Raw genomic sequence first — 18,777 nt, forward strand, 5'->3', positions numbered from 1 at the left:
AATGTTAAATTCAAAGGGGGAGAGTGGATATGCCTTTGCGCCTTGCCGTAGGAATCGGGGTCGTTCTGGTGTTCCTGGGTTGTTCGGCGGTAGGACCCGACTATCCGGGCATAAGACCAAGAAGCCCCGAACAGTGGCGGGCCGACACGGAGGGCAAGGTAAAACAGGTTCAGGAGATGGATGAGGCGTTACTGGAAGAATGGTGGCAAATATTTGATGACCCCGTTCTGTCACGTCTGGAATCGGAGGCGATCAGAGGAAACCTGACGATCAAAGAGGCGGTGGCAAGGATAAAACAGGCCAGAGCACTCCTGGGTGTTGAGCGGGCCGGTTTTTATCCCAAGGCAGATGCCTCAGGCAGTTACTCAAGACAAAGGACGAGTTCGGCTCTGGGAGAAACCGACTCATTTAATATCGCCATCGATTCTGCATGGGAGATCGACATTTTTGGCGGCACCAGGCGGGCTGTAGAGGCGGCCGTTGCCGAACTGGAAGCCGAAGAGGCCGGTCTTGAGGATGCCCTTGTGAGCCTTACGGCCGAAATCGCTCTTAGATATATTGAGTTGAGAACATACGAAAATCGGCTTCGCGTTGCCAGGGACAACATGAAGATTCAGGAAGAAACCTATGAGTTAAACAAATCACGTTACGAAGCGGGTCTTGTTGATGAGTTAACCGTACAGCAGGCGCTTTACAATCTCGAGCAGACCAGATCAACCATCCCCCTGCTCCAGTCCAGCATCGAAAAGACCCGAAACGGGCTTGCGGTGTTACTGGGCAAAGAGCCCGGAGAGATCGACAGGATCCTCTCATCAGAGGGTCAAATACCGGCCCCGCCTGTTGAGGTTGCCGTAGGCATTCCGGCGGAAGTTTTGCGGCGTCGTCCGGACATAAGGCAAGCAGAACGGCGCGTTGCAGCAGAAACGGCCAAAATAGGGGTTGCGAAGGCGGAATTATATCCGAAGCTCAGGCTGATCGGAACAATCGGCCTGGAGTCTCTTAAAGCCGGGGATTTATTTCAGTGGGCAAGCCGTTTCTGGCAAATCGGCCCGGGTGTAACCTGGAGAATCTTCGATGCCGGGGAAATCCGTCAGAGCATAAAAGCCCAGACGGCCGCACAGGAGCAGGCAATCATTCAATACGAAGCAACGGTTCTTGCGGCGCTTGAAGAGGTTGAGAACGCCCTCGTGGATTTTGCCAAAGAACAGCGTCGTAGGGAGGCGTTGATAAAGGCCGTCGAGGCGGCCAGACGCGCCGAAAGGCTTGCTCAGGACAGGTATAACGCCGGACTTGTGGATTTTGTCACCGTCCTGGACGCTCAGAGAACGCTCAGGTCTCTGGAGGATGAACTGGTACAGAGTACGGGCAACGTGTCAGCCTATCTTGTAAAGCTCTACAAAGCTCTTGGAGGTGGTTGGAGCCCGAAGCATGTGGAGTCTTTAATAGGGGAAAATAAGGAAAACAATTCGGTTTCTGAGAAGGCGGGGGGGCATAAGTCGTGAACGGAAACGGCTCTGCCTTCCTGGCACTCCTTCTTGCCATGATACTCTGGGGAAGCTCCTTTGTCGCCATGAAAATCGCCGTTCTCGCTTACCCGCCTTTTGTTGTCGTTTTCGGCAGGCTTCTTGTGGCTTCGGCCTTTTTCTATCTGATCCTATCAAGAATAAAACCCAGGCGTCTGCCCCGGGAACACCTTAAGCTTATGCTGCTCATGAGCGCCTTCGAGCCCTGTCTGTATTTCATTTGCGAAAGCTATGCCCTGAAGTACACATCGGCCAGCCTCGCATCTCTCATTGTTTCTACCATGCCCCTGATGGTCGGAATAGCCGCCGCCTTCTTTCTGGGTGAACATATCTCCCTTTTAACAATTGCCGGTTTTATTACGGCAATCTCCGGTGTGGTCGTTCTTACATTAGCAGGCAACCCTGACCTTCACAGTCCCAATCCCATTCTGGGAAACACGCTGGAGTTTCTGGCCATGATAATGGGAACGGGCTACACACTCATCGTGCGCCTTCTGAGTCGTGACTATCACCCTTTTTTCATGGCGGCAGTGCAATCCTTTGCGGGTTCTCTGTTTTTTCTACCACTTGCCCTGTGGCAGGCACATACCCACGAACTACGGTGGGACCCTTACGCTACAGGGGCCGTTGTCTTTCTGGGAATAATGGTTAGTGTTATTGCCTACGGTTGTTATAATTATGGAGTTGCAAAAACTTCTGCGGCAAGAGCCGCCGCTTTCATAAACCTTATACCTGTCGTCTCGGTCGTTATGGGATGGGCTTTGCTGGGAGAAACCCTTAATTCGACTCAGATTTTCGGTGCCCTGCTGGTTATTGCCGGAATTATGATGAGCCAGGGTTGTCGTGAAGAAAGGCCCGAAAGAGCCGTCGGCATTTCGGTAATAGACGAAACCTCCGATTAGAAAACCATGTCCAAAAGAAGGAATATTCAAAAGACCGAGAATACCTCTACGAAGGAGGCAGGAAAGTCAGTTATCAATCCTCGATTAAGTGATACTTCCTGGTTTCCCTTAAGCAGTTCAAACCATCCGCCGGAAATACCCGAAAGTGCCGGAATTTATATCTTCCGTGACGCTACAGGCAGGGTGCTTTACGTGGGCAAGGCACGGAACCTGAGAAAAAGAGTATCGTCATACTGGAACCGGCCTGTTTCCCCAAAAACGGCGGCCATGATGGCCAAGGCTAAATTCCTAGAATTCATTGCAACTGCCGATGAGTACGATGCGTTAATTATGGAATCTCAATTTATCAAGAAGTTCCGGCCGCCCTACAATGTAGTACTCCGGGACGATAAAAATTATCCTTCACTCCGGATTGATCCGTCAGAAGACTTCCCTAGACTGGAGGTGGTGCGAAGGGTAAAAAGAGACGGAGCCTTGTATTTCGGCCCCTATACATCTGCGTCCACCCTCAAAGAAGCCATCAGGACGCTCAGAAAAGCCTTTCCGCTTCGAATCTGCCGCAGCGGGAAGCCCCCGATCAGAAGCAGACCCTGTCTGAACCACGACATGGGCCTTTGCAGTGGACCCTGCTGCGGACTGATCGCCAGAGAGGCTTACAGGAGCATAGTAAATGAATTGATACAGTTTCTCACCGGCAAAGCCGACCGGGTAAGGCTGGAGCTTGAGCTGAGAATGAAGGAGGCGGCGGAGCAACTGGACTTTGAAAGGGCGGCTCTTTACAGAGACCGCCTTAAGGCTGTTGAAGCAATCACGCAGAAGCAATACGTTGTGGGAAGAAGTACAGTCGATTTAGATGTATTGGGCATCTGGAACGAAGATGCAAGTTTTCATGTGACTGTGGTTTTCGTCAGACAGGGAATCATTACCGGCCAGAAAAATCTGGACATCAGTAATGCTCAGGGAACGACGGAAGAAATTATCGGATCTTTTATCCGTCAGTACTACACGGGAACTTCCTTCATTCCTGACGAAATCATCGTGCCCGTGAATCTTGACGACAGAGATTCCCTTGAGTCCTTTTTAGGCAACCTGCGGGGTAAAAAGGTTAACATCGGTCGGGCTGTTAAGGGCTACCGGAAAGAGCTTCTTGAGCTTGCACAAAAAAACGCCAGAGAGCATGCCCTGGCAAAGTTAAAAACCCTCGAGCACCGGCAGAGCGCTCTCAGTAAGCTTACGGAACTTTTTGGGCTTTCGAAGTTACCGCGTCTTATTGCCTGCGTTGATATATCAACACTGTTCGGACGACATACGGTGGGCGGGATCGTGGTATTTCGGGACGGTCTTCCCGACCCGTCACTCTACAGGGCCTATGATCTGGACAACACGAGCCTGCAGGGAGATCCCGCCATGATGGCGTACACTTTAAAACGTTTTCGTGAAGAAGAACCCCTGATATTCGGCTCTCTCGATTTGCTGGTCCTGGACGGAGGCAAAGGACAATTGAGTGCTGTTCTGGACCTGATAAAAACCTTCCCGGAAGCTTCACCACCGGTTATTGCCCTTGCGAAGGAAAAAACCGGGGATTCCAGAAACGAAAGGCTCCTGCTGGAAAAGGTTTACGTACCGGGCCTGAGCGAACCTATATCACTTGAAAAAGAACCCGAAGTGCTCAGACTGCTTCAGCTTCTTCGCGACGAAGCTCATAAATTTGCCTTGACCAATTATCGAAAAAAGCATCGATCCTTTCTTACCCACTCCGTCCTCGACTCCATACCCGGAATCGGCCCGAAACGTAAAGCCCTGCTTCTCCGTCATTTCGGAGATGTCAATTTAATCCGTGATGCGGAGCTTGATGACCTTCTGACCGTTCCGGGCCTACCGACTTCATTGGCCAGGAGGATTTATGATTTCTTTCATTCCTTGAGCCGATAAACTCAGCCAAATATTTTAGGAGAAAGGCTATGGTTTGGGGAAAAACGCTGAACCTGTTGACCGTTGCGATCATGGCCTTAGTTATTACCCTCATAAACGCCGTTAGGCTATCTGCCCAGGATGGTACCATGCCCAACACGCGGCCTCAACTCGTGGAAGCTTTGATGTGTGAAGGAGTCAAAGACTATGCCTGTGTGGGGCCATCGATAGTTTTTTCCGTCGAGAAGCGAGAAGTTTTTTGTTATACTCGATTTGAAAATGTTTCAGGGGCTCTTACCGTATATCATCGATGGCGACATAGAGACGAATTGAGTACGCAGATCAGGCTCAGGGTCAGAAAGACTAACCCGGTTGCCTACAGCTCCATACAGCTCAGGGAAGCCGACAAGGGACCCTGGCAGGTTGAGGTAGTGGGAGAAGACGGTTTCGTTTACGAAGTATTGCGTTTTAGCATCACGGATTGAATTCATGCTTTCAGGCATTATCAGATGGCAGGACATACTGGACATACTGATAAATAGCTACATCCTTTTCAGGATATACATACTCTTTCACGAAACAAATGCTTTCCGGGTAATCATAGGCATTGCCATTTTATGGATTGCCCAGAAGGTCGCCGTAGGGCTTGGCTTAATCATAACCAGTTGGGTCCTTCAGGCGATAATAGCGGTTGCTGCAATTATAATAATCGTCGTATTCCGTAACGAGTTACGAACGGTTCTTCAGGTGCATAACCTGAGAACCTTTCTGTGGGGAAGCCCTCTGAGGGTTCAGGAAACACCTTCGGAGATAATCGCCAGAGCGGCTATTCAGATGGGCAAGAAAAGGATCGGTGCTCTCATGGTTTTCCCCGGAAGGGAAGACATTACCGAACTGGTGCACGGTGGAATTCCCTGGAACGGTAAGGTATCTCAGGAAATGCTTCTGAGCATATTCTGGCCGGATAACCCCGTACACGATGGCGCTGCCATAATTGAGGGTGACACAGTGAAAGAAGTAGGGGTGCTCCTGCCTCTTTCCCAGCGCTCCGATCTTCCCACATTCTACGGAACGAGACACAGAGCTGCACTGGGACTCTCAGAAAGAAGTGACGCCTTGGTAGTAGTGGTATCGGAAGAAAGAGGCCGCGTGTCGGTAGCCAAAAAAGGAAACATACAGGCCGTGCCAGACGTAGAAACGTTGAAACAGGAACTGGATCAACAGGCAAAGCCCGGAAAGCCCGTCGAAACCCGGAAAGAAAGGACCAGAGAGCGTTTGAAATCGATCATCGCCGCAGTGGTCTCCCTGGCCGTCATTACATCGATATGGTTTGGCTTTACCCGAAGTCGCGACGTTATAATGGCCGTTGATGTGCCTATTGAGTTTACCGGTCGCCCTGCCGATCTGGAAATCCTGGATGCCAGACCATCTCAGGTCCGCCTGCATGTCAGCGGTGCCAGTGCACTTATGAGATCACTTAAGCCACAACAGATATCCGTCCAGGTCAGCCTTGCTAAAGCGACGGAAGGCGTTAATGCACTTCCCATAACGCAGGAGAATGTTTACCTTCCGCCGGGAATAACCCTGAGCCGCATTGAGCCGCATTTTGTAGAGGTCGTACTGGACAGGATTATAACCAAAAAGGTGGATGTTCAGATAGACTGGGTAGGTCATCTGGATAGTTCCCTGACCATGCTTTCGGCAAGGGTGATGCCGAAAACGGTCACAATAGTTGGGGGGAAAAGCATCCTGAACTCTATAGACACCGTTTATACTGCTCCCGTTCGCCTGGATGACATCAAAGAGTCCGGAACCATTACGGTTCCTCTGGTTCTTGCACCGGCATCACTAAAGCTTGCACCGGGCTCACCAGAGCGTGTTAAAATTGAATATACCGTGATACCCAGGCCTTCGGTAAAAGAAACCGAGGCAACTCAGAACTCGGGTAATAACGACGCCCTGCAGGGAGTTGAAGCAAGATGATACGAGAAAGAGCGGTCGTCGAAAAAATATTCGGCGAACGAGCCGTAATAAGAGTAAAAAGGACTGAAGCCTGCGCAGGCTGTGTAGCCCGTGGGATGTGTCATGCCCTGGGAACACAAACCGAGGACATGGAGGTTGAAGCTATAAACGAAGCGGGAGCTTCCCCCGGCGACGTTGTAATGGTTTCAGTTCCTTCAGGGACTCTTATGAAAAGCACAATGGTCGTCTATATCATTCCCATAGCCTCCCTGATAATAGGTCTTTTCTCAGGAATAAAGCTGGCATCGGCCTTTGAGCTAAAGAATCCATCTCTCTGGGGATTTGCAGGATCGCTCGGAATGATGGCTTTGGCTTTTCTGTTTGCGCGATGGTTTGATAGAAGAGCTTCGAAAAGCACGGAATTCGTGCCCCGTATCGTGGAGGTGGTAGAGCGGTGTAAGGAGAGAAATCCGTCCCGGGATCAGAAATAATGAAATACCCTGTGGAAAGAAATCCTTTTGGATTTACTCTTTCAAGCTCCTCCTCAAAGGGGTCTCCGGAAGATAAAGAACTCGAGAACCCTTCCGCTTACCTCTCCTCCTTAAATCCTTATAAAAAGACTCCTCTCATCCGCAACGGTTCCGTTGTTTTAATCAAGTCGGCCATTCTGAGTCGCATACCCGGACTGGTTCATGCTTTCTTTACACGGCATGGTGGGGTAAGTCCTCCTCCTTTTGACTCCCTCAATGTGGTTCAATCGGTAGGAGACAGCCGCGAAAACGTCGAAAAAAACATCTCAAGGATTGCCGGTTTTCTGGGTGTCAGGAAGATCTTCTGGTGCAACCAGACCCACGGAGCGAGCGTTGTTTGTTTAAAGTCCGGATACGACTTCAGGCCGGTAGAAGCCGACGCCATAGTAACGGACCTTCAGGACATTGGTCTCATGATCAAGACCGCGGACTGCCAGGCCGTCCTCATCGGCGATCCCACCAGGAAGGTCATCGCTGCCGTTCACTGCGGATGGCGAGGTAGCGTCGCAAACATTTTGGGGCGCGTTGTAAAGATCATGCAGGAAGCCTATCATTGCGAACCCTCAGATCTGGTCGCATCAATCGGTCCCTCTCTTGGTCCCTGCTGTGCCGAGTTTGTTAACTACAAAAGCGAACTACCGGAGTATTTCTGGTCCTTTCGTGTCGCCCCAAATTACTTTGATTTCTGGGCCATAAGCCGTAAACAGTTGATGGATGCCGGTCTGGTCCCTGAACACATTGAAATTACGGGCTGGTGTACAAAATGCCATCCGGAACTGTTCTTTTCTTATCGACGCAGGAAGCGAAGTGGCAGGATGGCCTCTGTCATAGGCCTTAAGGAATAAGGAGGCTCAACGGCATGAAGAAACACATGGAAGACGCAATAATTCTTGAGAACGTGAGGCTTAACCCCACAACCTGTAGAATGATTCTTCAGGCTCCGGCCGTTGCGCGGGAAGCCCGCCCGGGACAATTTGTTATGGTCAGGGTTGACTCTTCCTTCGATCCCTTCCTCAGGCGGCCTTTTTCATTCTTCAGGATAGATCGCAATGAAGGCATAATAGAGCTCGTTTACCGTATTGTTGGCAAGGGTACGAAAATAATGAGCACCAAACAAAAAGGCGAAACCGTGAATATTGTTGGACCGATGGGTAACGGATTTCGTCCACCTCCTGAAGATGCCGCCAGTGTTTGGTTCGTAGCCGGCGGGATTGGCATGGCCGCCCTCGTGGCCTGCATGGAAGACATCAGATTAAGGAGGCCCAGAAGCCGTCGGGTACTTTTTTACGGAGCAAAAACGCACTCTGAGTTCATCCCGAAGATATACTTCTCTTCCCTGTGCCACGAAGTGCATTATTCCACCGATGACGGATCGGCAGGGTTCTGCGGAACCGTGCTGGATTGTATGAAATCGGTCACAGGTGCTAACTCCTTGCCCTCTTATCTTTACGCCTGTGGCCCTCCTTCGATGCTCAAACACACGGCAAATTGGGTCATTGAAAACAAGATTCCTGCCCAGTTCTGTCTTGAATCGGTTATGGGCTGCGGTATGGGAGCATGTCTGGGTTGTGCTCTGCCGGGACAGGTAGATTACGGACACGGCAAGACCCGATTCGTCCACGTCTGTTTTGAAGGCCCCGTATTTTATCCTGAACAGATAAGGTGGGAAGAGCTATGAAAAAAAGCGTAGATCTCTCCGTGACAGTCGGCCCAATCAGGCTTCAAAATCCCGTCATGGTTGCATCGGGCACTTTCGGTTACGGTCGTGAATTCGCCGACTTCGTGCCCCTGGAAAAACTCGGCGCCGTCATAGTTAAAGGAATTTCCCTGACGCCCAGACCCGGTAACCCACCACCACGAATCGTCGAAACTACCGCAGGACTTATCAACAGCATAGGCCTGGAAAACGTCGGTGTGGAAGTTTTTCTAAAGGAAAAACTGCCTTATCTTCAAAAACGCTCTGTTCCGGTTATCGTCAACATCTTCGGAGAAAGGGTGGAAGAGTATCGTGAACTGGCAGAGATATTGGACAATCAGGAGGGCATAATTGCCCTGGAAGTAAACATAAGCTGTCCCAACGTCTCGGCAGGAGGTCTTCACTTCGGAGCCGATCCCGAATCCGCAGCGAAGGTGATCGAGACCGTAAAGGAGAACACCTCTCTTCCCGTCATGGTCAAGCTCTCACCTCAGGTAACTTCAATTGCCCTGATAGCCAGGGCCGTTGAAGAAGCAGGAGCAGACATCATTTCGTGCATAAACACGATCCCGGCAATGGCCGTAGACATTTACACAAGGAAGCCCCGGCTGGGAAACGTAGTGGGAGGGCTCTCGGGACCTGCCATAAAACCCATTGCCCTCAGGTGCGTTTTCGAAGTGGTCAGAGCCGTTAAGATACCGGTCGTCGGGGTCGGGGGCATAGCAACTCCGGAAGATGCTCTGGAGTTCTTGCTGGTTGGAGCCCGAGCCGTACAGGTGGGTTCCGTAAATTTTACCAATCCCCGGGCATCACTGGAGATAATAGAGGGCATCGCCCGATTCCTTTCGGAAAATAACTTCGCAACCATAGAAGAATACATAGGAACGCTTCAACTGTCAGAAGGAGATCCGACGATCCAGACGGTTCGATAGTGAACCATACTGATAACCTTGGTGCTTACACGACCCATGAAAAACTCTTTAAACCGGGAAAGACCACGCCGACCGACCACCACCGTTCCGAAGTTCTGGTGGCGTGCGTAGTCCACTATGGCAAGAGATCGGCTCGATACTCCGCAAACGACCTTCGTGGTAACTATGTTTGAAGGAATACCGGCAGATTCAAGAACGGCCCGAGCCCTGTCGAAAACAGCCCCGATTTTGTCCTTAAGCTCTCTGATTTCATCAATCATCTTGTCGGTGGGAACATGGGTTTCAACGGGTGCGAAAGCCCGGGCAACCCTGGTTCTTTCAGGAGCAATGCCGCGAATTGCATGGAAGAGACAAATAGACCCGGGAGAGAACCCATAAGAAAAAGCCTGAGCAACATGTTCTACGGCTCTCATGGCCCCCTCTGAAAGATCAACGCCTACAAGTAATCTGTCCGCATTGTCACTACGACCTACGACCCAGAGAGGTACATTTGAAAGTAGTCCTAAGAGCCTCTGCGTAACGGTACCGATGACCTGGTCGGAAATGTTGCTTAAACCCCGACGGCCAACAACCACGGCGCAGTGTGACCCGTCACGAGCCAGCGCCGCCAGATCACGCTCCACTCCACCCGTATGCTCCTTGACCTGTATCCTGATGCAGACGCGTTCTGGTGGAAAGCCCTTTTCCACAAGATAGCTTCTGGATCTTTCCATAAACTCATCAATGTTTTTTCTAACTCTAGCCTGCCACGCAGAAAAAGCCGCGGTTCTTGCACGCCCCAGGGGATTTATCTCAAAGTCCCAGAAGCCTTCAGGCACGGGATCCCATATGTGGGTTAGATGTATATTCCAGCTATCGGGATGCAAAAGCATGGCTACATAACGAACGGCCTCAAAAGAAGCCTCCGACCCATCAAGGGCTACAAGGAGGTTTGCACACTTACTCATGGGACCTCCTTTTTTATCAAGGTTACCATAATTTGTTTAACATATAACAAAAATGCCTATCCAAGACTAATGAAATGAACAGGTGCAAATAAAGAATCGATTCAGGCGGTAGCGTTTCGCTAACCGAGGGCCTAGGTTAATCATGTCCGGTTAAGATGAGAAAAAAGAGGCTTTCTTTCCGGTGGAAATTGTTAACCCTTTAAGAAAAATTAGAGAATTTCCGTGAATTGAAATGAAACGCAAAATGCGGGCGGAAAAGCTTGCCCGGCTCCGGGAAAACCATTGCTAAATTCAGGGAAACTTCTCCCCTTACCGATAATCCGACCAGACTCTACATGGAGGAGACTTGACGATGCCGAATTTTCGAGGCACCTTTGAAAACCACATTCCCGTAACCAACCACTTAACTGACGGAGGAAACCAATGAGCAGGAAAGCTTTGTCCGCGTTTCTTATGTTATGTTTTCTTGTTGGCTTTTTTTCGGTGGCCGACGCACGAGAAACAATTAAATTGGGTGTTGTTACAAAGCCGGGCTCGGCACAGAATATCTGTGCCGAGAAGTTCAAAGAACTTCTGGAAAGCAGATCCGACAAATACGAAGTCAAGATTTATCACAGTGCATCTTTGGGTACGGAAACGGAAATTCTTCAACAGATTCAGCTTGGAACGGTGCAAATGGGGATCATTACTTCGGGACCCTTTGACGTATTTCTCCCGGAGGCACGTGTTATAGATTATCCCTTTTTGTTTTCCAGCTACGAAGAGGTCGATAGGGTACTTGACGGTGAACCGGGACGGTTGCTCCTAAAGCGCCTTGAGAGGGTCGGCTTTAAGGGTCTATCCTTCTCGGAAAACGGCTTCCGTCATCTCACGAATAACAAAAGACCCGTCCATAGCGTGGACGACGTTAAAGGACTAAAGATTCGAGTTATGGAGTCCGTACTTCATAAGGAACTGTGGCGGCTTCTGGGAGCCAATCCAACCCCTATGGGTTGGCCGATTTATACCGAACTCCAGCAGGGAACCATAGACGCTCAGGAAAACCCTCTATGGGTGATATGGACTTACAAGCTCTATGAAGTGCAGAAGTACCTGACCCTCACCCATCATGTCTATTCGGCCCACATTGATATAGCCAATCTCAAGTGGTTCAACGGCCTTCCGCCGGAAGACCAGAAACTCATAGAAGAATGCATGATCGAAGCCGCCCACTATCAGAGGAGATGGAATCGACAAAATGAAGCTACCTTTTTGAAAAACCTCAAAGAAGCAGGAATGATTGTGGATGAGCATCCCGATCTTGAGTCCTTCAGAGCCAGGGTCAAGGGTATAAGGGAACTGGATATCTTCAGGGCAAAAGAGGTACAGGAACTTTTGCCCCTATTTCTGAGGGCAGTCGGTCGGGAGTAAATGGAGTATAAGTCGCCGGTAAAGTTTATCTGCCGGTTGAGCGACCGGGTGAATTTTGTGGTGGAATTGTGTCTTTGCCTTTTGGGTATGTCCATGGCTATTGTGATGGGAGCACAGGTGTTCTGCCGGTATGTGCTCAATCATTCTATCTTCTGGTCCGAGGAGTTCGGAAGAATAACCCTGGTGTGGTTGACCTTTCTCGGAGCAACCTCGGCATTCAAGCGTCGCATGCACGTAGGAATAGAATTCTTCGTTAGAAATCTCCCCAAGGGGATTAAAAGAGTTGTGGACTGGCTTGTCTGGACGGGTTGTGTAGTGTTTTCATCGGTGCTGATCTATTTCGGTCTGCGCTTTACTTCTTTTGTGTCGGCTCAGAAAACGGCAGCCCTTGGTATAACAATGGCGATACCTTACGCGATAATCCCGACAAGCGGATTAATTCTGTTGATTCACTCCCTGGCTAGTCTCTTCAGGGGAGTTTCGGAAGACTGACTGCAATTATGACGGCAATTCTCTTCATCAGCCTTTTCTTTTTCTTCCTTTCCGGTGTACCAATTGCCTTCTCAATCGCCCTTTCTTCCCTCGTCGCCTTCGTATTTCACGGTGATCTTCCCCCGGTTATGATAATCCAGAGGCTCTACGCAGGGGTTGATTCCTTTCCCCTTCTGGCCGTACCGCTTTTTATGCTCGCAGGATTTCTGATGGAATCGGGTGGTATCTCCAGAAGGGTTATAGAATTCGCCGAAGCGCTGGTGGGGTGGCTACCGGGAGGGCTAACTGCCGTTACAATAGTGGCTGCCATGTTCTTTGCCGGTATATCCGGTTCTGCCGCCGCCGATGCCGCCGCCGTTGGCAGTATCATGATACCGGCCATGGTAAGTCGGGGCTATGACCCCCGGCTGGCAGGAGCCGTCATGGCTTCAGGTGGTTCTCTTGGTGTGGTGATACCTCCGAGCATTCCCATGATCATATTCGGATTCCTTACGGGGGCCTCGGTGGGAAAGCTCTTCGTTGCCGGCATAATCCCCGGGCTGATGATCGGCATTAGCCTTATGACCCTTTCCGTGCTGATCTCCTGGAAGGAAGGTATAAGGGAAACCATACCCTTTTCATGGAGGCGCCTGGTCGTAACATTCTGGGAAGCTAAATGGGCTCTGGGGGCTCCTGTAGTGATACTGGGCGGTATACTCGGCGGAGTATTTACGGCAACAGAAGCCGCCGCCGTCGCAACCTTTTATGCACTAATAGTGGGTCTCTTCATACACAAGGAATTAAGATGGAAAGACTTACCATCACTCGTAATAAGAGGATGCCTTACGGCCAGCACAATTCTTTTCATAATCGCAACGGCTTCGGTCTTTAGCTGGCTTATGGCCATAGAAGACATCCCGGCCCGTATTGCCTCCGGTATACTCTCCATAACCCGGGACCGGACTCTTTTGCTACTCATGATAAACGCTCTCCTCTTAGCCGCCGGGACCTTCGTTGAAACGACTGCCGCACTTATTTTGCTCGTCCCGGTCATCACTCCCCTGCTACCCAGCCTCAATATGGACATCATTCAGCTTGGAGTAGTGGTAGTGGTCAACCTTGCCATAGGCATGCTCACACCACCCCTGGGAATTTGTCTTCTTGTGTCCTGCAGTATCGCAAACATACGCCTGGACGAAATCATCCGCCGGATAGGTCTTTTTCTGATGGTACTGATCTTGAATTTGATCCTGATAACCTACTGGGAACCCCTGACATTATGGCTACCATCAATGATGGACTGAATGCCTACTCCTTTTCTTCTTCAGAATCCCCTACCCTCCTGAGGCACTCTTCTATGCACACCCTGCATTCATCCGGATTTATGCCGTTATTGCAGAATTTTTCAAAAGAATCGAACCACTCATAACCCGCACGAGGGCAACGCTCAAGAAATTCAATGAATTTGACGAGCCGTGCCATTGCATCCGGATTTATTGCGTGTTCTATGCGGCAGGCATTGGTTTCCGATTGCCTGGGCGAAAGTTTTAAAACAGTACGGAAAAACTTTCTTAGTACCTCATGGCGCCTTATGATATCTTTTGCTACCTCCAGCCCCTCTTCGGTGAGAGTAACAAGACTGTAAGGCTGATAATTGATCAGTCCCCGGGCAGAAAGCTCACGCAACGCCCCGGTTACAGAGGCAGGCTGAACCTTCATTCTGTCGGCAATGTCCTTTGCACGGGCAGCCTTGTCTCTCTTTTGAAGATGGTAAATTACTTCCAGGTAGTCCTCCAGGCTGGCAGAAAGTGGCTTCTTAACCCTGGGCATGATAGGTTTTCTCCCGATTAACAAATTCCATCATTCAAGCTATCCTTATTAGGCCTTGCAAAAAAGGTCAATCCACAATTACCACCTTTGTTTGACACCGCCTGGCGTTTCTATTAAATGGAAACCATGAAAGGTTCAACCGGAATGGTACAACAGGGGTCTGGATATGGAAGGTTTGTACGAAGTTAAGATTCAGGCAGGTTTTGCTGCGGCTCATCAGTTAAGAAATTTCCGCGGTAAGTGCGAAAATCTTCACGGGCATAACTGGAAGGTGGAGGTGGTAGTCCGGGGGACCAGGCTGGATGAGTGCGGTATCCTCGTAGATTTCGGTGAACTCAAAAAAGCAACGAATGAACTTCTGGAAGAACTCGATCATAAGTTGCTAAACGACCATCCCTGCTTCCGGGACGTTAATCCTTCTTCGGAGCACATAGCCCGTTTTATCTTCCAGCGTTTAAGCCAGAAGTTTAACGGTAAGTATCGATGGGTACATTGTGTAAGCACCTGGGAATCGGACAACGCATGTGCAACATACTACGGAATAAGGAGCGCTGGTGATGAATAAAAAAGTTTTCTTTGCAATTCTGCTTTCTTTTTTAACCATTACGGGAGGAATTGTTTACGCCCTTCAGCGTCATACACTCCTTCCGCCCGAGGAACAAGGGCGCATGCTGGAAAGAATTGAAACGATGCACGGTGCGGATGAGGCACAAAAAGGACACGCAGGAGACTCCGCAACCATGCACCAGGAGACGGGCCAGGAGACGGTTAAGCCACGGGGACAGGCTCTCCGGCGACCCGGGCTTCCGGAAGCCACGGTGCCGCCTATTGAGGGGCGAGGACGTGAGGTAACGGAAGGACACAGGCTTAAAACCTTCACCCCCACGGTTCCTGCTCCACCCCGTGTACCCGAAACTCATGTAACCGAGGAAGTTAGAAAGCCTGAAGGGGCTATTACCGAAAAAAGGGAAACTCCTGCCGAGGTGGAAATTCCGGCACACGAAGAGGAAGAAGAACATGTGGTTCTTCCTGAAATCTCACCTATTCCCGGGGTAACCTTTGTGGAAACCATGATTCGACTTATGGAACACGAACTGGACGGGAGATTCCTGGGCTGGAGACCGAATGATCTCATAATAGGCCGATTTACCGACAACATCAACAATTTCCAGCTCGGCGTGCTTGAAGCCATGAGGTTTACAACCTTAAGGCTCAAAGACAGCCTGACAAGAATGGGCGAAGCGGACGCCTACGATCGGGATCTTGAAGATGCGTTAAACCTCTTTATGAACAAAGCAACCCAATTTTGGTTTCCATCTGCCGAAAGTCAGTACAAAGAAGCGGTAGAACATCTCAAGAAGTTTCTCAGGAAGCTTCATACCGGTGAGCGTCGTTTTTACTATCGGACCGACAACCTGCTTGCCCTCGTTGTCTCTTACAGCGACCTTCTGGGCAATGTAAACCGTACTCTCATAATGGATCGCCATGCCGACGGAAGACCGGTAAGCTGGTTCGAAACCGATGACTACTTCTATTACGCAAAGGGCGTGGCCCATGTTATGTACGAAATACTGAAAGTAGTAAGGGTGGGATTTTACGAACAGCTCGTAACAATCGACGCCGTGGAAATCATGGACGAAATTCTCCACGAATTACACAGGGCGGAACAGATGGATCCATGGATTATCCTGGACGCAGATCTTGACGGCCTTTTTGCCAACCACAGGGCAAATCTTAACGCACCGCTCAGCGAGGCGGCGCACCTGATGACGATTATGAGCAGGTTTTAAAAACAGGTTCGTCCCGGGAGGTTACCAATGCATCACTACGAAACAATAATTGTTGAAAAGCAACCCAACAAGGTCACCACCGTTACACTGAACCGGCCTGAAAAGCTGAACACCTTTAATCTCACTCTGGCGAAAGAGCTTAACGAGATTCTCTGGACCCTTAACGATGATGCCGAAACGAGGGTTATTGTGATTAAAGGAGCAGGCAAGGCTTTCTGTGCGGGAATTGATGTGAGCGATTTCTTCGGCAAATCGACCACGGAATACAGAGAATGGATAGACTGGATGGAAAAGCCCCTTGTGACCATAAGTCGCATAGCCAAACCGGTGATTGCCCAGGTGCACGGGGTGGCTGCAGCTAACGGATGCGGCCTTGTCGCCGCCTGTGATCTTGCAATAGCCAGCGACGACGCACGTATGGGACTCACGGCAATAAATGTAGGTCTGAATTGTGTAGGGCCGGTGGTTGCCGTAAGGCGATCTCTCGGAAGAAAACGGGCGCTGGAAATGCTTCTTTTTGGAGAACTCATATCCTCAAAAGATGCCCTCGATATGGGTCTGATAAACAGAGTTGTCCCCAGAGAATCTCTGGACGAAGAAACTCAACAATGGGCAGCACGACTCGCAGAAAAAAGCCCACTTGCAGTTTATGTTGCCAAGACCGGATTCTACACGGCGGAGGACATGGACTACTACAGGGCCTTCGACTACATGAACGAGATATTCGCCAGGCTTTGCTCCACAGAAGACGCTCAGGAAGGTGTGAGGGCCTTTCTGGAAAAGAGAAAACCCGAGTGGAAGGAACGATAGCGCAGAGAACTCCCAGCTCTGTCGTCTCACATCTACTGAAGGCGGGCTACTCAATGAAGTATGTGATTCTGGGTACTGCAGGTCACATCGATCACGGTAAAACATCTCTCATTAGAGCCCTTACCGGCATTGACACCGATCGTCTTAAGGAAGAAAAGGAAAGAGGCATAACCATCGAATTGGGCTTTGCCCACTTTAACCTCCCAAACGGTATTAAGGTTGGCATAGTTGATGTTCCCGGGCACGAGAAGTTCGTCCACCACATGGTATCCGGGGCGACCGGCATGGACATGGTCGCCCTTTTGGTTGCGGCTGATGAAGGGGTTATGCCGCAAACCAGAGAACATCTGGATATCTGCCGCCTGCTGAATATAAGCCGTGGACTCGTAGTGCTTACCAAGATCGATCTTGTCGATGATCCAGACTGGCTGGAACTGGTAAAGGAAGACATCCGTGAAGCGGTGAAAGGAACCTTTCTTGAAGGTTCACCAATAGTCCCCGTTTCTGCAAAAACGGGGGAAGGATTACAGAAACTGGTCAAGGTTATTTCCGACATTGCCGTTAGCGTTCCCGAACGACCGTCATCGGGGCCTTTCAGGCTTCCCGTTGATAGAGTCTTCACAATGAAGGGATTTGGAACCGTGGTAACGGGAACAAGCAATACGGGAAGGCTGCACGTCGGCGACCCTTTGATGGTTTATCCGTCCAGGAGGCTCACCAGGGCTCGAAGCCTTCAGTCCCACGGTGAGCCTGTAGAGGAAGTGGGACCGGGAATGCGGACGGCCATCAACCTGCAGGGTCTCGAGAAATCGGAAGTACGGCGAGGCGACGTCGTTGCACCGCCGGACGCTCTGATCCCGACTAACCTCGTTGACGTGGAGCTTTTACTTCTTCCTTCGGCACCCAGGAAACTCAAGCATGGCGACAGAGTTCGCTTTCACACGGGTACGGTAGAAATAATTGCAACGGTGGCTCTACTGGGAACTGATCAGGTTAAACCGGGAGACTCCGCTTATGCCCAGCTAATTCTGGAGGAACCAACGGCCGTGCTGGCCGGAGACAGATTTATCGTTCGTTCTTACTCTCCGGTTATAACCATCGGAGGCGGTTCCATACTGAACCCGTTACCCAAAAAGCACAAACGGAAAGCCAGGTTAAGAGCGGCGGCTGAATTGCAATCTCTTGCATCGAGCACGCCTTCCGGGCGGATTCTGTGGCACATAAGATCATCGGATTATAAAGGCCTTACATACCGGGAACTTGGAGTCCGAACTGCCTGTTTCGGCGAAAGGCTACACTCTCTTATAGACCGGTTGGAAAAAGAGGGTGCAATCAAGATAATCGATAGAGAAAAGGGCCTTTTTATCGCTTCCGAAAATATATCTTCGGCAAAGAATATATGCCTTGAAAAGATCAGGGAATATCACGCCCGTCATCCGCTCAAGTCCGGCATTCCCAGAGAACTCCTTTATGCCGAGGTAAGTAGGGCATTACACCTTTCCACCGGTGTTTTTGCCTTCATAGTCGATGAGCTGGTGAACTCAGGGGATGTAATATTGGAAAACGACTTGGTCAGATTGAGAGGGCATTCTGCTGTGCTCACTCCTGAGCAGGAGAAAATCAGAGCGGCGATTGAAACCACTTACCTTGAAGCAGGGCTTCAACCGCCTTACTTTCGGGACATAGCAGACAAAATTCCCGGGACTCCGGAAGAAAAAAATGCCGTTTGTGAATGGATGATAAACGAAGGGGTGCTGATACGTGTAAAAGATGAGCTCATTTTCCACAGATTGGCAGTGGAGAACCTGAAAAACCAGCTTATATCATTTTTGAAGGATCGAGGTAAAATCTCAACGGGTGAATTTAAAGAACTTGCGGGAACAAGCAGAAAATACGCCATACCGCTTCTAGAGTACTTCGACCGTACAAAGGTAACCCTGAGAATTGGGGACGAACGCCAGCTTAGAAAAAACAGCACTTAGGAAAAATATGCTGCCCTTGACTGCGGCAGTTTTTAAAGTTGATCTGATACCGCTATACATGATATCTAAAAGCAAAGTGCT

General features: G+C 50.1%; 18 protein-coding genes. 16 read left to right on the forward strand and 2 right to left on the reverse strand.

What is annotated here, in order from left to right; genetic code table 11:
* The first annotated feature begins 29 nt into the window (after positions 1-29).
* The 9 genes from BM091_RS00870 to BM091_RS00910 are packed head-to-tail and all read left to right on the forward strand — an operon-like array spanning position 30 to position 9,456.
* Positions 30-1,502 (forward strand): efflux transporter outer membrane subunit, encoded by a 1,473-nt coding sequence (locus BM091_RS00870; RefSeq protein WP_093392729.1) that lies wholly within the window; start codon positions 30-32, stop codon positions 1,500-1,502.
* Positions 1,499-2,425, forward strand: coding sequence for a DMT family transporter (locus BM091_RS00875; protein WP_093392731.1), 927 nt, complete (start codon positions 1,499-1,501; stop codon positions 2,423-2,425). The genes BM091_RS00870 and BM091_RS00875 overlap by 4 nt, the downstream gene beginning before the upstream one ends.
* A gap of 6 nt (positions 2,426-2,431) precedes the next feature.
* Entirely contained in the window at positions 2,432-4,357 is a 1,926-nt protein-coding gene (gene uvrC / locus BM091_RS00880) for an excinuclease ABC subunit UvrC (RefSeq protein WP_093392732.1), read from the forward strand.
* Between the two features lie 29 nt (positions 4,358-4,386).
* Positions 4,387-4,821, forward strand: a complete 435-nt coding sequence (locus BM091_RS00885; RefSeq protein ID WP_093392734.1) for a DUF2914 domain-containing protein — start codon at positions 4,387-4,389, stop codon at positions 4,819-4,821.
* Between the two features lie 4 nt (positions 4,822-4,825).
* Positions 4,826-6,319, forward strand: a complete 1,494-nt coding sequence (locus BM091_RS00890) for a diadenylate cyclase (RefSeq protein WP_093392735.1) — start codon at positions 4,826-4,828, stop codon at positions 6,317-6,319.
* Positions 6,316-6,789: a SoxR reducing system RseC family protein gene (locus BM091_RS00895; RefSeq protein WP_093392737.1), complete on the forward strand. Its 474-nt coding sequence runs from the start codon at positions 6,316-6,318 to the stop codon at positions 6,787-6,789. Before BM091_RS00890 ends, BM091_RS00895 begins: the two co-directional genes overlap by 4 nt.
* Positions 6,789-7,673, forward strand: a complete 885-nt coding sequence (gene pgeF / locus BM091_RS00900; protein WP_093392739.1) for a peptidoglycan editing factor PgeF — start codon at positions 6,789-6,791, stop codon at positions 7,671-7,673. Before BM091_RS00895 ends, pgeF begins: the two co-directional genes overlap by 1 nt.
* A gap of 14 nt (positions 7,674-7,687) precedes the next feature.
* Positions 7,688-8,506: a dihydroorotate dehydrogenase electron transfer subunit gene (locus BM091_RS00905; protein ID WP_093392740.1), complete on the forward strand. Its 819-nt coding sequence runs from the start codon at positions 7,688-7,690 to the stop codon at positions 8,504-8,506.
* Positions 8,503-9,456, forward strand: a complete 954-nt coding sequence (locus tag BM091_RS00910; protein WP_093392742.1) for a dihydroorotate dehydrogenase — start codon at positions 8,503-8,505, stop codon at positions 9,454-9,456. Before BM091_RS00905 ends, BM091_RS00910 begins: the two co-directional genes overlap by 4 nt.
* Here BM091_RS00910 and BM091_RS00915 read toward each other — a convergent pair.
* Positions 9,414-10,403 carry a universal stress protein gene (locus BM091_RS00915; RefSeq protein ID WP_093392744.1) on the reverse strand — a complete coding sequence of 330 codons (990 nt, stop codon included), beginning with the start codon at positions 10,401-10,403 and terminating at the stop codon, positions 9,414-9,416. The genes BM091_RS00910 and BM091_RS00915 overlap by 43 nt on opposite strands.
* A 423-nt stretch (positions 10,404-10,826) precedes the next feature.
* Between BM091_RS00915 and BM091_RS00920 the strand changes: the two genes are divergently transcribed.
* Genes BM091_RS00920 through BM091_RS00930 form a run of 3 tightly spaced genes read left to right on the forward strand, consistent with a single transcriptional unit; the run spans position 10,827 to position 13,588 of the window.
* Positions 10,827-11,813 carry a TRAP transporter substrate-binding protein gene (locus BM091_RS00920; protein ID WP_093392745.1) on the forward strand — a complete coding sequence of 329 codons (987 nt, stop codon included), beginning with the start codon at positions 10,827-10,829 and terminating at the stop codon, positions 11,811-11,813.
* Positions 11,814-12,305, forward strand: coding sequence for a TRAP transporter small permease (locus BM091_RS00925; protein ID WP_093392747.1), 492 nt, complete (start codon positions 11,814-11,816; stop codon positions 12,303-12,305).
* An 8-nt stretch (positions 12,306-12,313) separates the two neighbouring features.
* A complete protein-coding gene (locus tag BM091_RS00930) occupies positions 12,314-13,588 on the forward strand; it encodes a TRAP transporter large permease (protein ID WP_093392748.1) in 1,275 nt (424 codons plus the stop codon).
* A 4-nt stretch (positions 13,589-13,592) separates the two neighbouring features.
* Here BM091_RS00930 and BM091_RS00935 read toward each other — a convergent pair whose 3' ends face one another.
* A complete protein-coding gene (locus BM091_RS00935; protein WP_093392750.1) occupies positions 13,593-14,114 on the reverse strand; it encodes a metal-dependent transcriptional regulator in 522 nt (173 codons plus the stop codon).
* Between the two features lie 166 nt (positions 14,115-14,280).
* Here BM091_RS00935 and queD point away from each other — a divergent pair, with 166 nt between their 5' ends.
* The 4 genes from queD to selB are packed head-to-tail and all read left to right on the forward strand — an operon-like array spanning position 14,281 to position 18,696.
* Complete coding sequence (queD, locus tag BM091_RS00940) at positions 14,281-14,679, forward strand: 6-carboxytetrahydropterin synthase QueD (protein WP_218148765.1); 399 nt, start codon at positions 14,281-14,283, stop codon at positions 14,677-14,679.
* Positions 14,672-15,904, forward strand: a complete 1,233-nt coding sequence (locus BM091_RS00945; RefSeq protein ID WP_093392751.1) for a DUF2333 family protein — start codon at positions 14,672-14,674, stop codon at positions 15,902-15,904. The genes queD and BM091_RS00945 overlap by 8 nt, the downstream gene beginning before the upstream one ends.
* Before the next feature lie 27 nt (positions 15,905-15,931).
* Complete coding sequence (locus BM091_RS00950) at positions 15,932-16,714, forward strand: enoyl-CoA hydratase/isomerase family protein (RefSeq protein ID WP_093392753.1); 783 nt, start codon at positions 15,932-15,934, stop codon at positions 16,712-16,714.
* Positions 16,699-18,696, forward strand: a complete 1,998-nt coding sequence (gene selB / locus BM091_RS00955; RefSeq protein ID WP_245735209.1) for a selenocysteine-specific translation elongation factor — start codon at positions 16,699-16,701, stop codon at positions 18,694-18,696. The genes BM091_RS00950 and selB overlap by 16 nt, the downstream gene beginning before the upstream one ends.
* The last annotated feature ends 81 nt before the right edge of the window (positions 18,697-18,777 follow it).

The sequence above is a fragment of the Thermodesulforhabdus norvegica genome (assembly GCF_900114975.1).
Classification (GTDB): Bacteria; Desulfobacterota; Syntrophobacteria; order Syntrophobacterales; family Thermodesulforhabdaceae; genus Thermodesulforhabdus; species Thermodesulforhabdus norvegica.

Bases quoted from the DNA above. Each gene is read 5' to 3' on its own strand.
- BM091_RS00915 (WP_093392744.1), bottom strand. From the start codon at position 10,403: ATGAGTAAGTGTGCAAACCTCCTTGTAGCCCTTGATGGGTCGGAGGCT.
- BM091_RS00885 (WP_093392734.1), top strand. From the start codon at position 4,387: ATGGTTTGGGGAAAAACGCTGAACCTGTTGACCGTTGCGATCATGGCC.
- BM091_RS00945 (WP_093392751.1), top strand. From the start codon at position 14,672: ATGAATAAAAAAGTTTTCTTTGCAATTCTGCTTTCTTTTTTAACCATT.
- BM091_RS00870 (WP_093392729.1), top strand. From the start codon at position 30: ATGCCTTTGCGCCTTGCCGTAGGAATCGGGGTCGTTCTGGTGTTCCTG.
- BM091_RS00950 (WP_093392753.1), top strand. From the start codon at position 15,932: ATGCATCACTACGAAACAATAATTGTTGAAAAGCAACCCAACAAGGTC.
- BM091_RS00920 (WP_093392745.1), top strand. From the start codon at position 10,827: ATGAGCAGGAAAGCTTTGTCCGCGTTTCTTATGTTATGTTTTCTTGTT.
- BM091_RS00910 (WP_093392742.1), top strand. From the start codon at position 8,503: ATGAAAAAAAGCGTAGATCTCTCCGTGACAGTCGGCCCAATCAGGCTT.
- pgeF (WP_093392739.1), top strand. From the start codon at position 6,789: ATGAAATACCCTGTGGAAAGAAATCCTTTTGGATTTACTCTTTCAAGC.
- queD (WP_218148765.1), top strand. From the start codon at position 14,281: ATGGAAGGTTTGTACGAAGTTAAGATTCAGGCAGGTTTTGCTGCGGCT.
- BM091_RS00930 (WP_093392748.1), top strand. From the start codon at position 12,314: ATGACGGCAATTCTCTTCATCAGCCTTTTCTTTTTCTTCCTTTCCGGT.
- BM091_RS00905 (WP_093392740.1), top strand. From the start codon at position 7,688: ATGAAGAAACACATGGAAGACGCAATAATTCTTGAGAACGTGAGGCTT.
- uvrC (WP_093392732.1), top strand. From the start codon at position 2,432: ATGTCCAAAAGAAGGAATATTCAAAAGACCGAGAATACCTCTACGAAG.
- BM091_RS00935 (WP_093392750.1), bottom strand. From the start codon at position 14,114: ATGCCCAGGGTTAAGAAGCCACTTTCTGCCAGCCTGGAGGACTACCTG.
- BM091_RS00890 (WP_093392735.1), top strand. From the start codon at position 4,826: ATGCTTTCAGGCATTATCAGATGGCAGGACATACTGGACATACTGATA.
- BM091_RS00895 (WP_093392737.1), top strand. From the start codon at position 6,316: ATGATACGAGAAAGAGCGGTCGTCGAAAAAATATTCGGCGAACGAGCC.
- BM091_RS00925 (WP_093392747.1), top strand. From the start codon at position 11,814: ATGGAGTATAAGTCGCCGGTAAAGTTTATCTGCCGGTTGAGCGACCGG.